Annotated in this window: 11 protein-coding genes; 7 read left to right on the top strand and 4 right to left on the bottom strand. The window is 63.0% G+C overall.

The genetic code is table 11. The features are described from left to right. Positions 1-54: 54 nt before the first annotated feature. From IB225_RS10155 to IB225_RS10145, 3 genes are all read right to left on the bottom strand, one after another. Positions 55-2,442 carry an FG-GAP-like repeat-containing protein gene (locus IB225_RS10155; RefSeq protein ID WP_192311138.1) on the bottom strand — a complete coding sequence of 796 codons (2,388 nt, stop codon included), beginning with the start codon at positions 2,440-2,442 and terminating at the stop codon, positions 55-57. A gap of 178 nt (positions 2,443-2,620) precedes the next feature. Next, positions 2,621-3,253, bottom strand: a complete 633-nt coding sequence (locus tag IB225_RS10150) for a CoA transferase subunit B (protein WP_192311137.1) — start codon at positions 3,251-3,253, stop codon at positions 2,621-2,623. Continuing rightward, a complete protein-coding gene (locus tag IB225_RS10145) occupies positions 3,253-3,984 on the bottom strand; it encodes a CoA transferase subunit A (protein WP_192311136.1) in 732 nt (243 codons plus the stop codon). Before IB225_RS10145 ends, IB225_RS10150 begins: the two co-directional genes overlap by 1 nt. A 119-nt stretch (positions 3,985-4,103) precedes the next feature. Between IB225_RS10145 and IB225_RS10140 the strand changes: the two genes are divergently transcribed. The 7 genes from IB225_RS10140 to IB225_RS10110 all read left to right on the top strand — a co-directional run bounded on the left by IB225_RS10140 (position 4,104) and on the right by IB225_RS10110 (position 11,314). Beyond that, positions 4,104-5,036 carry a hypothetical protein gene (locus tag IB225_RS10140; protein WP_192311135.1) on the top strand — a complete coding sequence of 311 codons (933 nt, stop codon included), beginning with the start codon at positions 4,104-4,106 and terminating at the stop codon, positions 5,034-5,036. A gap of 76 nt (positions 5,037-5,112) precedes the next feature. Continuing rightward, on the top strand, positions 5,113-5,859 hold the full coding sequence (locus IB225_RS10135; protein ID WP_192311134.1) for an electron transfer flavoprotein subunit beta/FixA family protein: 747 nt from the start codon (positions 5,113-5,115) through the stop codon (positions 5,857-5,859). After that, positions 5,859-6,797, top strand: coding sequence for an electron transfer flavoprotein subunit alpha/FixB family protein (locus IB225_RS10130; RefSeq protein WP_192311133.1), 939 nt, complete (start codon positions 5,859-5,861; stop codon positions 6,795-6,797). The genes IB225_RS10135 and IB225_RS10130 overlap by 1 nt, the downstream gene beginning before the upstream one ends. Continuing rightward, positions 6,794-7,945, top strand: a complete 1,152-nt coding sequence (gene wecB / locus IB225_RS10125; protein WP_345776607.1) for a UDP-N-acetylglucosamine 2-epimerase (non-hydrolyzing) — start codon at positions 6,794-6,796, stop codon at positions 7,943-7,945. The genes IB225_RS10130 and wecB overlap by 4 nt, the downstream gene beginning before the upstream one ends. A 62-nt stretch (positions 7,946-8,007) precedes the next feature. Beyond that, positions 8,008-10,053 (top strand): acyltransferase family protein, encoded by a 2,046-nt coding sequence (locus IB225_RS20635; RefSeq protein ID WP_192311132.1) that lies wholly within the window; start codon positions 8,008-8,010, stop codon positions 10,051-10,053. Positions 10,054-10,084: 31 nt separating this feature from the next. Further along, a complete protein-coding gene (locus IB225_RS10115; RefSeq protein WP_192311131.1) occupies positions 10,085-10,702 on the top strand; it encodes a class I SAM-dependent methyltransferase in 618 nt (205 codons plus the stop codon). 117 nt (positions 10,703-10,819) lie between these two features. Further along, positions 10,820-11,314, top strand: a complete 495-nt coding sequence (locus tag IB225_RS10110) for a hypothetical protein (protein WP_192311130.1) — start codon at positions 10,820-10,822, stop codon at positions 11,312-11,314. A 73-nt stretch (positions 11,315-11,387) separates the two neighbouring features. Here the strand turns inward: IB225_RS10110 and IB225_RS10105 are convergent, their stop codons facing one another. Continuing rightward, positions 11,388-12,986: a heparinase II/III-family protein gene (locus IB225_RS10105; RefSeq protein ID WP_192311129.1), complete on the bottom strand. Its 1,599-nt coding sequence runs from the start codon at positions 12,984-12,986 to the stop codon at positions 11,388-11,390. Between the last annotated feature and the right edge of the window lie 14 nt (positions 12,987-13,000).

Here is a 13,000-nt window from a genome sequence, read left to right as displayed (position 1 = left end):
AAGGCCGCATGCATTGCATGCGGCCCTCATTCGACTCGGTGGATGATCCAGCGCTTAGAAGGTGCTGAGGATCCTGTAGCCCGCCGCGTAGGTCAGCGTCGACGTCACATCGTCCTTTCCATAGGGGCTGAAGCGGATCTGGCGACTGTTGTTCGTCCAGAGAATGACCTCACGCTTGCCGCCAGTGAAATCACCCGCCATACCGAAGCGGTAACCGACAGGCACGGTCGCCGAACGGCTGGACTTCCTCGCAAAATCATCAAGGAACCAGATCGAGTAGGCACCATTGCCTGCGTTGTGCACGACCAGTTCCGACTGGCCATCGCCATCGACATCGGCCGAACCCGCGATCGCATAGCCTGCCGTATAGGCAGAAGTCGATGCGATCTGCTGCAGGCCACTCTTCCAGGTGACAAACCGCAGGTTGCGGGCGGCGCTGGTCCACAGCATATCGTCGCGACCATCGCCATCAAAATCGCCGACGGCGACCAGGCTGTGCCCCGCGGGCAGGGTGCCACCGGCAGACGACTTCCTCGCGTAGTTGGCAAGGAACCAGACGGAGTACTGATTGGTGGCGGGGTTAAACAGGATCACGTCGGACTGCCTGTCCCCATTCAGGTCACCCGCGCCCACCACGGTGTATCCGGCCGTGTAGGTACTCGAGGACGTCGTGGTACGGAAGGCTCCGTTGACGTACGAAGAAAACACCAGGTCACGTGCAGCGCTGGTCCAGAGCACATCGACGATGCCATCGCCATCGAAGTCTCCGGTGGCAACCGGTGTGTAGGCAGCGGACAGCGTGCCCGCCTTCGTGAGGCGCTGTGTATAACTGCGCATGAACCACACCGCGTAGGCGTCGGAGCTCAGGTGACGCATGAAGATGTCACTCTTGCCGTCGCCATCAAGATCAGACTTCACCGGCTTGCGGCCGACGGGGAACGGCACAACCACCGCCCTGAAGGAGGCGACCAGGGGCAGCGTCTGATTGAGGCTCCGCGCGTTGTCTTCGCTGTTGGCAACGCCGCAGGCAAGATTCGCGTTGGGGCCGCACGTCGTCTTCAGCGGCGTGGAGAAGAACCTCATCGGGTCTTGACCGACATCACCGTACGCCATGATGGTGTAGAAATTGCCCGCGGACGTACCCGTCTTATAACCAAACGAATACGGATAACGCCCGTACTGCAACGTACCGTTGGACTTCCGCGAGTTGGCACGATCATGTGCCGAGCCCATCAGGTGGGCCACCTCGTGAACCAGAGTCTCCTCTGCACAGAAGTAGTCCTTCTGGTCGGACCCCTTGTCGTACCCGTCACTGATCACCGCATAGCCCCAGGGAGCGTCTGCCGCCGTGATCTCGGTCTGGTCCGCGCCGTTCAACCACGCGATACCGCAGCCTTCATTCTCCGGAGTGTTGAACTTGCGTGCGAGGATGGCGACATCGCCACCGAACTCGTCGCGGGCCTCCCGCAACGGCGCGAGGCTGGCGGGAATCGTAACTGACGATGAGCCGTTGCTGCCCGTCAATTCGGTGAGGGCGGTCTGATTGGTGTTCGTGTTGGTGTAGTTCACCTGGACGGCGCCGACCAGGCGAAGATATCCGTTGATGCCGCTATTGATGAACGCTGTGTTGCCTTGTTGGATCAGATAGGTCAACCGCGTTACGGCAGCGGACGCACCACCACCATACGTGCCGGCAAACTCGGGGGTATAGCCCACCACAACGTCAATCGTGTTGGCGGACGTAGGAGGCGCGGCTTGCGAAACGGCCACCGCGGCCTGCGCAGTGGGCTGGGCCTGCTGTGCAGTGGGCTGTGCTTGCTGCACTGCTGCGGAGAGCGCAGCACGCATGGACGCCTCCGGGACCATCAGGTCCTCGTGCCCCGCATTCGCCGACACTACTTTCGACGGATCGGTCTGGACCGTCCACAACGTCCCATTGCTCGTAAACAGTCGCAGCGAAGGCTTGCCGGTGCCCTGAGGGATCGAGCCGAACACCGCCTTCTCACCGAACGTAATGATCGCCTCCTGCAACGGGTCGCCACCGACCACGCGCCCGATCCAGGTCCAGTTGCCATCGGTTTCTTCGACATGGCGCTCGTAGCGCAGTTTCACTTGGCCGCCATCCGGCGACGGGACCGTCATTTCGCCCGTGGCAATGGCCTTGAAGGCATGGGCTTCACTGATGGCGGTCGGGTACCAGGTATAGGCACCCTCGCGCTTGGAGGGGACCCCACTATTGGAGAAGGAGAGCAACGCGCCATGATCCGGCGCATTCGCGATGGAAGCACCGATTGCGCGAGCCAACGGCAGCGCGGCCGGCAGACTGTCCGTCGCCTTGCTCGCTGCAACGTCACGCATCCCTGCCACACCCGATTCGGTGCTTTCCCCACTGCACCCGGCCAAAACCAACATCAAGGCGCAAGCGCCGACCCGGAGTTTCATACGTACGCCTCTGAGAAAAAACGGATAGAGCCCCTGAACTGACACTATAGCCCAGCCGCACGGCTACAAATAGCCAACAGGTTCCCTACTCCGTCTTATCGGCCGGCAAACGTACAGCTGAAAGTCAGACGTGCGGCAATGCGCTTGATAAGCGGACTTCGGTCACGGCTTGGCTCGCTCAGGACGCGCTGAAAGGCACGCCGGTCTTGGCGGACAGCTCGTCCTGAGTGACGCCATCGGCCATCTCGACGAGCCTCAGGCCTTCAGGGAGGACGTCGAAAACCGCCAGGTCCGTGATGATCCTGTCAACGACACCCACGCCGGTCAGCGGCAGGTCGCACTGGGGCAGGATCTTGTGGCTGCCGTCCTTCGCCACGTGCTCCATCAGCACCACGATGCGCTTCACGCCCGCAACCAGATCCATGGCTCCGCCCATGCCCTTGACCATCTTGCCGGGCACCATCCAGTTGGCCAGGTCGCCCTTGTCGGTCACCTGCATGGCACCGAGGACGGCCAGATCGATGTGACCCCCACGGATCATCGCGAACGAATCGTGGCTGCCGAAGTAGCTGGCACCCGCACGGGCGGTGACGGTCTGCTTGCCAGCATTGATCAGGTCGGCATCGACTTCGTCTTCGGTCGGGAACGGGCCGATGCCGAGCAGGCCATTCTCGGACTGCAGCCATACATCCACCCCGTCAGGGATGTGATTGGCGACCAAGGTCGGCAGGCCGATGCCCAGGTTGACGTAGGCGCCATCGGTCAGTTCGCGGGCGGCGCGCTGCGCCATCTCATCGCGGGTCCAGGGCATCACTTGTCTCCTTGGCGGACGGTGCGCTGCTCGATGCGCTTCTCGGGGGTCGGGTTGTGGACGAGGCGGTCCACGTAGATGCCCGGCAGGTGGACGTGGTCAGGATCGATTTCGCCGATCTCCACGATCTCTTCCACCTCGGCGATGCAGACCTTGCCGGCCATAGCACATGCCGGATTGAAGTTGCGGGCCGTCTTGCGGAACACCAGGTTGCCGGCCTTGTCCGCCTTCCACGCCTTGACCAGCGAGACATCGGCGCTGAGGGCGGTTTCCATGACGTACCAGTGCTCGCCGAACTGGCGGGTCTCCTTGCCCTCGGCGACGATGGTGCCGTAGCCGGTGCGGGTGAAGAAGGCCGGGATGCCCGCGCCACCGGCGCGCAGACGCTCGGCCAGCGTGCCCTGCGGGTTGAACTCCAACTCCAACTCGCCCGAGAGGAACTGGCGCTCGAACTCCTTGTTCTCGCCCACGTAGGACGAAATCATCTTCTTGATCTGCCGGGTTTCCAGCAGCAGGCCCAGGCCGAAGCCATCCACGCCCGCGTTGTTGGAAATCGCCGTCAGCCCCTTCGCGCCACTGTCCCGCAGCGCACCGATCAGGGCTTCGGGAATGCCGCACAAGCCGAAGCCGCCGACCGCCAGCGTCTGGCCATCGGCCACGACGCCCTGCAGCGCGGCCGCCGCACTGGGATAAAGCTTCTGCTTGCCTCCGGAGCCGGGGTTACCCGCCATGGCGCGATCCATTCGATGAGGAAAGAACCCATTCTACCCAGCGCCCCGGAGCGGACACAGGTACTTTCGGGCAATGGGAATCGCATGCGGGGCGTGCGCGCCCACGTACACTTGCCGGCATGAAGACCCTCGCCCTCGTCACGGCCGTGGCCGCGTCCGGCCACGACGACGACCTCGTGCCCCTGCTCGATGCCTGCGCCGACGCCGGCCTGCATGCCCGTGCGGTGGCATGGGACGACCCGACGGTCAGCTGGTCCCGGTTCGATGCGGCGCTGCTGCGCTCGCCCTGGGACTACACCGAACGCCTGCCCGAGTTCCTGGCCTGGTGCGCGCAGGTCGACCGGGTGACCGACCTGCTCAACCCGCTCAACGTGGTCCGCTGGAACACCGACAAGCACTACCTGGCGGATCTGGCCACCGTCGGCGTCCCGGTGGTGCCGACGCACTTCGTCGAACCTGATGCCGAACCGATGGAGGCGCTGGCTGCGTTCCTGGCCACTTTCGACACCGCCGAATTCGTCGTCAAGCCGACGGTCAGCGCCGGTGCCCGCGATACCCAGCGCTATGCCCGTGACCAGCAGTTCGCTGCCGGCAACCACGTTGCGCGCCTGCTCGACCAGGAGCGCAGCGTGATGTTGCAGCCCTACCTGGCGTCGGTCGATCGCCGTGGCGAGACGGCCCTGCTCTACTTCGATGGACAGTTCAGCCATGCCATCCGCAAGGCGGCGCAACTCCCCCCGGGCGAAGGCGCCCGGCAGGCGCCCATGGCGCTGGGCGATATCGCGACGGGCAGCGCCACGGCGGCCGAACTGGCCGTGGCCGAGAAGGTCCTTGCCGCGACCGCCCGCCTGAGGCAACTGGAATCACCGCTCGCCTACGCCCGTATCGACCTGCTGGTCGGTGCAGATGGCGAGCCCTGCCTGCTGGAGCTGGAGCTCACCGAGCCCTCCCTGTTCTTCGCCCAGGCGCCCGGCAGCGCCGCGCGGTTCGCGGGTTTGCTGGCGGCACGGCTTGCGGACGGCACCGTACGGACTCGCATGGACCCGGCCTGACGGCTAAAATCGGCGTTCTGCCCTCGGCCAGCCGCCGCGGCCGGGCCTCTCCGTCGTAAACAGGAATTCCCTCAGGATGAAGATTCTCGTCGCCTACAAGCGCGTGGTGGACTACAACGTCCGCATCCAGGTCAAGCCGGACGGGTCCGGCGTGGTCACCGACGGCGTCAAGCTGTCGCCCAACCCCTTCGACGAAATCGCATTGGAAGAAGCCCTGCGCCTGCGCGACAAGGGCATCGCCACCGAAGTCGTGGTCGCCACCATCGCACCGGCCGATGCCCAGGCGCACCTGCGCAACGGCCTGGCGATGGGTGCCAACCGCGCCATCCATGTGGTCACCGACCAGGCCATCCAGCCGCTGACCGCCGCCCGCACCCTGCTCAAGCTGGTCGAGAAGGAAGCGCCGGACCTGGTGATCCTGGGCAAGCAGGCCATCGACGACGATGCCAACCAGACCGGCCAGATGCTGGCCACGCTGTGGGGCCGTCCGCAGGCGACCTTCGCCAGCAAGCTCGACATCGCCGACGGCAAGGCTACGGTGGTGCGCGAAGTCGACGCCGGCCTGGAAACGCTGGAAGTCGATCTTCCGGCAGTGGTCACCACCGACCTGCGCCTCAACGAACCGCGCTTCATCAAGCTGCCGGACATCATGAAGGCCAAGAGCAAGCCGCTGGAGACGCTGCAGTTGGCCGACCTCGGCGTCAACGCCGCCGACACGCACAAGACCACCCACTACGCCCCGCCGGCCAAGCGCAGCAAGGGCGTGATGGTGAAGGACGCGGCCGAACTGGTCGCCGCACTCAAGCAGAAGGGGTTGCTGTAATGAGCAAGGTTCTCGTCATCGCCGAACACCTGGACGGCAAGCTCAACGCGTCAACTGCCAAAACCGTCAGTGCCGCCGCTGCCGTCGGCGCGGATGCCATCGACGTGGTCGTGCTGGCCGCCGACCCGACGGCCGTCGCCGCGGAGGCCGCCCAGATCGCCGGCATCGCCAAGGTGCTGACCGTCGCCAATGCCGCCAACGCGAATGCCATCGCGCAGGTGCTGGCGCCGCAGATCGCGAAGCTCGCCGCGGGTTACACGCACGTGTTCGCCCCGTCGACCACCTTCGGCAAGGACCTGCTGCCGTGCGTGGCGGCCCTGCTGGCCGTCAACCAGGTGTCCGACCTGATGGCCGTGGACGGGCCGCATACCTTCAAGCGCCCGATCTACGCCGGCAACGCGATCATCACGGTCGAGGTGCCTGCCGACCAGACCGTCGTTGCCACCGTGCGTACGGCCTCCTGGCCGGAAGCCGCGAAGGGCGGCAGTGCGTCCGTTGAAGCCGCGAGCGTGGATGCGACGCTGCCGACGCACACACGTTACGTGGGTCTGGCCGCCGGCAAGTCCGATCGTCCCGATCTGCAGAGCGCCAAGCGGGTGGTTTCCGGTGGCCGCGGCGTCGGCTCGGCCGAAAACTTCAAGGTGATCTACGCCCTGGCCGACAAGCTCGGTGCCGCCGTCGGTGCATCACGCGCTGCGGTGGATGCCGGCTATGTGCCGAACGAACTGCAGGTCGGCCAGACCGGCAAGATCATCTCGCCCGAACTGTACGTGGCGGTCGGCATCTCCGGCGCCATCCAGCACCTGACCGGCATCAAGGACGCCGGCACCATCGTGGCGATCAACAAGGATGGCGAAGCCCCGATCTTCGAGATCGCGGACATCGGTCTGGTGGGTGATCTGTTCACGTTGCTGCCGGAACTGGAGAACGCGCTTTGACCAGCGACAAGGGAACTGTCGAAACGACGAAAAAGGTGATGGTGGTGTTCGGAACCCGGCCGGAGGCCATCAAGATGGCCCCGCTGGTGCACGCCCTGCGCGATCACCCTCGACTCGAGCCCATCGTGGTAGTCACCGCCCAGCACAGGCAAATGCTCGACCAGGTTCTCGAGATCTTTGAGATCAAGCCAGATGCAGACCTCAATGTCATGCAGGCGGGACAGACCCTCCCGGATGTCACTGCACGCATTGTCCAGGGCATGGTCCCCGTCATCGAGGGCCTTCAGCCGGATCTGGTGCTGGTGCATGGCGATACCTCCACCACGCTGTCCACCGCGCTGGCCACGTTCTATGCAAAGGTCCCGCTCGGACACGTCGAAGCTGGCCTACGCACCGGCAACATGCATGCGCCCTGGCCCGAAGAAATGAATCGGCGCCTGACGGCACCGCTTTGCACGTTCCACTTCGCACCGACGGAAAGCTCTCGCGCGAACCTCATGCGTGAGGGCATGGATGCGGACAGCATCCACGTGACCGGCAACACGGTGATTGATGCGCTTCTGAAAGTCGACGCCAAACTCAAGGAAGATGCTGCGCTCAACAGCTTGATGGCCGAGAAGTTTCCGTTTCTCAATCACGCGAAGCGCATGATTCTGGTCACCGGACACCGCCGCGAAAATTTCGGTGAAAGGTTCGAACGGATCTGCAAGGCGCTCGCAGCGGTCGCACAGAGGAAGGACGTGGAGATCGTTTATCCCGTCCACCTGAATCCCAATGTGCAAGAACCGGTGCATCGGCATCTGGCGGGGTTGGACAACGTCCATCTTATTCCCCCGCAGGAGTACCTGCCGTTCGTCTATCTCATGCAGAGGTCCCACATCATTCTCACCGACTCGGGCGGTGTCCAGGAGGAGGCGCCGTCCCTCGGCAAGCCCGTACTGGTCATGCGCGATACGACGGAGCGCCCGGAAGCAGTGGAAGCCGGCACCGTGCGTCTCGTGGGCACAGATGACACGGTGATCGTGGCGGAGCTGAACAAGCTCCTTGATGAACCTGCAGAGTATGCCGCCATGTCCATGGCACATAACCCGTATGGCGATGGCAAGGCTTGCGAACGCATCGTTCGCGCCATTGACCAGGCCCTCTAGGTCCAGCGCGCGGGCCGTGGCCCGCGCTCGAGGCATGCTGACCAGGAAACAAGAGAGATAACGTGGAATCCACCGCCGTACGCACGCACGCAAGCCAGTTCCGCCCCGATGTCGAGGGCCTTCGCGCTATCGCGGTGGGCATGGTCCTTCTGTATCACATCGGTATCGGCTGGGCGTCGGGCGGCTTCGCCGGCGTGGACGTCTTCTTCGTGATATCAGGCTTTCTGATCACGGGGCAACTTGCCAAAGAAGTCGAGCGAACGGGGTCCATCTCCCTCCTGGATTTTTATTCCCGGCGAGCCAAACGCTTGTTCCCCGCTGCTGCATTGGTGCTGGCCGCCACGGCGCTGCTGGCGCTCTGGCTACTGCCGTCGACTCGCTGGACTGAGGTTGGTGGCGACATCTTCGCGTCCGCCGCCTACTTCATAAACTGGCAACTCGCTGCTCGTTCCGTCGACTATCTGGCGGAGGATTCGGTGGCCTCGCCGGTCCAGCACTTCTGGTCTCTCGCCGTCGAAGAGCAGTACTACATCGTGTGGCCAGTGCTGCTGGTCATCGCGCTGATGGCCTTCAGGCGCGTGGGGAAAAGCAAAGTGCTCTGGGCGACCCTGACCAGCGTCGCACTTCCTTCGCTGTGCTATTCCATCTACCTGACGCAGACAGAACCCGGCCCTGCGTACTTCAGTACCCTGACGCGCATGTGGGAACTGGCGATCGGAGCCGCCGTGGCCCTGGGCGCAGCCACCTGGACGCGGATTCCCGCAAGGATCGCGCAGATCGTGGGGTGGACCGGCGTGGCGGCAATCGTTGCGGCGCTCCTGTTGATCGATACCAAGACGCCTTGGCCCGGCTATGCGGCGGCGCTGCCCACCCTGGGTGCCGCGGCAGTGATCGTCGGTGGATATGCGGCCGGCAAAGGCGGCCCTGTCGCCCTGCTCGGTACGCGCGGATTCTGCTGGGTCGGCGCTATCTCGTATTCGCTCTATCTATGGCATTGGCCGCTGATCGAATTCGCCAAGGCCTATGTCGGCGCGGGCTCGTTGCCACTCGTCGTTGCCATGTCGGTTGTGGCGCTTTCAATGCTGCTGGCATGGCTCACATTGAAGTTCGTCGAGAACCCGATCCGCTTCTCCGCCAACATGAACGCGAATCCCCGCTACGCACTGAGTACCGGCGCGAACTTTTCGCTGGTGGGCGCCGTGGCCGGTCTGCTCCTCATTGCCTACACCAGCCTCAGCGGTGGCGGTATTTCCGTTGCCAGTGGAGAGGCTCGTGTGGCGCTGGGGGCGAAAGCACTGCGAATGGATGCACCACGTGGCGATCCTGCTGGCCGGCCGGTGGATCATGTGGAATGGTATACGCCGGCGGCAGCACAGGCAGTGCGCGACATTCCCCAAGCCTATGGTGATGATTGCCAGCTTTCCGTTGAAGAAACCTCACCTAAGACCTGCATCTACGGCAAGCCGGACGGCAAGACCACCGTTGCCGTCGTGGGCGACTCCAAGATTGTCCAGTGGATGCCGGCGCTCGAGTTGTTGGCGCACCAGCATGACTGGAAGATCGTGCTGCATGGCAAGTCCAGCTGCGGATTCCATTCACGACCCCTCACCCTCAACGGCAAGCCCTACACGCAGTGCACGGAATGGAATCGTGCAGTGCTCGACCGCTTGCTGACTCAGGACAAGCCAGACGTGCTGATCACTTCCCATGGCCGCGGATCACGCCAGATCAACGAGAAAGAAGTCGCGGCGCTGCTCGATTGGTGGACTCCACTCGCAGCGAAAGGAACAAAGATCATTGCCATCGCCAACAACCCGCACCCTCGGGGGAACGTCTACGAGTGCGTCGCCGAGAACGCTGAACGCCTGACAGTCTGTGCCTTCCCTCGGAATACCGGCAGCGGCACCGCATCGCTCGAGGCCGCCACAAAGGCACTCCCGGGGAGCTCGTTCATAAACATGAATGATGCGATTTGCCCAGACAAGCTCTGTGCCCCGATCATTGGTAACGTGCTGATATACCGGCAGGGGTCGCACGTGACCCGTACCTATATCGAATCGATGGCTCCCCGACTGGAACGGGAGCTTCGGGCCGCTGGTCTGGATTGAATGGACGTGAATTCGGGAGAGATGGAAGACGATGTCGATTTCAGGTCAGATCGTGGAGCTTGCGGCAATCCCACTCCACCCGCTCGCCCAGCTGGGGCGTGAGAATGCCATCCTGCAGAAGGGTTCGGAACAGGATCACGAGCGATCCTTCCCTATCTACGACTGGCAACGGCTGAGCTACGTCTTCGGACAGCTCGCTCCGGCCGCAGCGCTGCTCGAAGTCGGGCCCGGCCGCTGCCACCTGACAAAAATGATGGCGCGCTCGAACTTGTTCGACCGCCAAGTGGCCATCGACATCGTCGACAGGCATGCGATCCCGAAGGCCGTCGAATTCCGACAGATGAGTGTCGCCCAACTGGATTTCCCCAGTGACACTTTCGATACGGTCCTCTGCATGGAAGTGCTGGAGCATTTGTCCGACGCCGATTTCACCAAAGCGGTTACCGAACTGCGGAGGGTCTGTCGCGGACGATTGATCGTCACCGTTCCCTACTGCGAACCGCTACCGTTGCCGCACTACCATCACCAGCATTTTGACGAACTCCGGATCATGGACACCTTTCCTACGGCGCGCTTCTCCATCCTGCTCAAGAAGCCGATTAGCCGCGTGCCCTGGCTGTTGATCGAGGAGGATCTGGCCTCCCGCTAGAACGGACGACGGCCCACCGTTCCGTTTCGATCGATGACCGTTTGTCCCGCCGGACACAAGATTTTCGCCGTTCCAGTACTCCCAACCATCCCATCAGTTCCCATCGAGTTCTATTTCATGAATCGCTCCTTAGTCCTTTGCCTGGCCCTAACCGTCGCGCTCGCTGCCTGCCAGCAGCAGGCCCCCGCAGACCAGGCGGTCGCGCCCGCGCCCGCGCCCGCTGCAGTCGAGCCAGCCGCTCCCCCTATTGCACCCGGCAAGCAGCTGGAACGACCCATGCCGGATGGCATCGCGCTCCAGGTTCCGTACAACGCGGTATACGACAAAGACCTCGCTGCGAAAGATGGCGGCACTCGCCGCAGGGTGATCCTGGAGTTCCTCGACGGTAACGTCGAGAGTATCGGTACCCAGTTGGAAGGTCAGCTCAAGACGGCTGGCTATCGCAAGGGAAAGCCGCGCGACGAAGAAGGCGGCGTGCGCACCAACTACGCACGTACCCGCGACGGCTCCAAAGTCTCGATTCTCATTCGTCCCAAGCTGGATCAACGCTTCCGCGATGACCGTGCCCTGGGCACGGTGTCCTTCTCGTGGACGCCCCCCAAGACCAACTGAGTTCGACGGCGCCCGTTGCACTCTGGCTTGACGGGTCCGTCCCAGTGACGGACCCGCGTTTTATCGCTTCCAACTAAGCCAGCGGCTCAAGCACGAGTCGCGTATGTGCGCTGCCCGCGCGGCAGCGGACCACTACTGTCGATATCGGCGTAACCTTGCGATAGCTGGGGCTTCTCCAACCTCGGTGTCCCTGCTGCTCACCACGGTGGATTGAAACGCCGTCAAGGACGGTAGGTAGCTGCATGCGCGCAATGCGCTGATCACCAGCGAACACGTCCAGCTCGTTGACGGAGGTCTCCGAGACTTCCACCCGGCAGCGCTCATGAAAGTGGAAGCGCAACTCTGCGGACTCTTCTGCTTCCAAGCCTGCCGTGTGATCGAAGATGTCCAACTGTCGACCCGGCATAAACACGAGGCGCCGCCGGATGGAAAATCCGTCCGGCCGGGTTAGGGCTCCCTCCATCCGGTGTGTCCCTTCGTCGATTGCGTAACTTTCCAGGCAGCTACCCAGAACCTCCGCATCCTCAGGCAGATAGGCCCGCCCACTCCTTCCGATGCCATTGTGCGCAAGATCACTGACGAAATAGCCTCGCCAGGCATCAGCCTCATATCCGTACTTGCCACCGTCCACCAGTATCGGTCCGCCATTGGCGTAGAGCTCGAAGCTAAGCGTGTCGGCGTGATCATGGCGTTTTCCACCCAGCGCCATCCCGGTGAAGAACAGCATGTACGCCAGCGGGTCATCCACCGACGGTGCGCTTCGGATACTGATGTATCCGCTCTTGAGCATGGCATTCGCGTATACGGCGATGCCTCGCCCATCCGTTCCCACGGCCATGTGCTTCGGCAGCCTGACTCGAGGAGGATAACGGCCCTCGCTGTCGCCTACGGCAGCGAAATCGCCATTGGGCATGACGAACCAAGGCGTCACTGCCTTTGCCTTGCCCAGCTTCAGCTGCATGCGCTCACCCAGCTCCGGATAGAGAGCGGGTCGCACTTTCCGGAATCGCCTCTCGGCGAAGAAATGATAGAACGGCGCTCCCTCACGATGTACGCCTTCCTCATCGAACTGTTCGTCCAGGATCGTCGCCATCGCGCGTTCCGCGGCAGACCCTTGCCGCCCGGCCTTTCCAAGCACGATCTCCAACAGGCGCAGCGCATGAGCCTGGAAGATGCCGTGGTTGTTGGTCGAAATGAAGCCAGGCGTGACGAGTTTGGCGTAGTGGATTTCACAGAGCTCGTGCACCAGGACGGCATCCTGCGATGACAACACACCGTGAGCGTGCTGTTGCAACAGCAACCACGCCAGATGCTGGGTTCGCAGGCCGGTGGCCATGTCATCCCAGCAGAACTCCGAACCACGCCCATCAAGGATGTGGAACCGGTGCCAATCACGCACATAGTGCATGGCACGCTCAACGGAATCACTCGCATGCTGATCGCGCTGCTCCCGCCATAGCCCGTCGAGCATCCGCCAAGCGGAAAGCTGAAAGCGCCAATTCCTGTCGGAGAACGGATCGGCATCCCAATCCATCGGAACGTCGAGAATCTGGACAGGCAGATCCAGTCGCGGCTGGAATCCAACCTGTCCTTCGTGCAGGTAGACGAGCGCCCTGCCGCCCGTGATATCAAAATCAGCGAGCTGCAAATCGTCGATCGACGGTTCTGCCATTCTCAAGCGTCCGG

The organism is Pseudoxanthomonas sp. PXM02, from assembly GCF_014851805.1.
GTDB lineage: Bacteria > Pseudomonadota > Gammaproteobacteria > Xanthomonadales > Xanthomonadaceae > Pseudoxanthomonas_A.
The sequence above is the reverse complement of the archived record's forward strand: the minus strand, read 5'-3'. Positions and strand labels throughout refer to the sequence as shown.

Coding starts and splice junctions, on each gene's coding strand:
- IB225_RS10145 (WP_192311136.1), bottom strand. CDS start 3,984: ATGGCGGGTAACCCCGGCTCCGGAGGCAAGCAGAAGCTTTATCCCAGT.
- IB225_RS10115 (WP_192311131.1), top strand. CDS start 10,085: ATGTCGATTTCAGGTCAGATCGTGGAGCTTGCGGCAATCCCACTCCAC.
- IB225_RS10135 (WP_192311134.1), top strand. CDS start 5,113: ATGAAGATTCTCGTCGCCTACAAGCGCGTGGTGGACTACAACGTCCGC.
- IB225_RS10155 (WP_192311138.1), bottom strand. CDS start 2,442: ATGAAACTCCGGGTCGGCGCTTGCGCCTTGATGTTGGTTTTGGCCGGG.
- IB225_RS10130 (WP_192311133.1), top strand. CDS start 5,859: ATGAGCAAGGTTCTCGTCATCGCCGAACACCTGGACGGCAAGCTCAAC.
- IB225_RS10150 (WP_192311137.1), bottom strand. CDS start 3,253: ATGCCCTGGACCCGCGATGAGATGGCGCAGCGCGCCGCCCGCGAACTG.
- IB225_RS10110 (WP_192311130.1), top strand. CDS start 10,820: ATGAATCGCTCCTTAGTCCTTTGCCTGGCCCTAACCGTCGCGCTCGCT.
- IB225_RS10140 (WP_192311135.1), top strand. CDS start 4,104: ATGAAGACCCTCGCCCTCGTCACGGCCGTGGCCGCGTCCGGCCACGAC.
- IB225_RS10105 (WP_192311129.1), bottom strand. CDS start 12,986: ATGGCAGAACCGTCGATCGACGATTTGCAGCTCGCTGATTTTGATATC.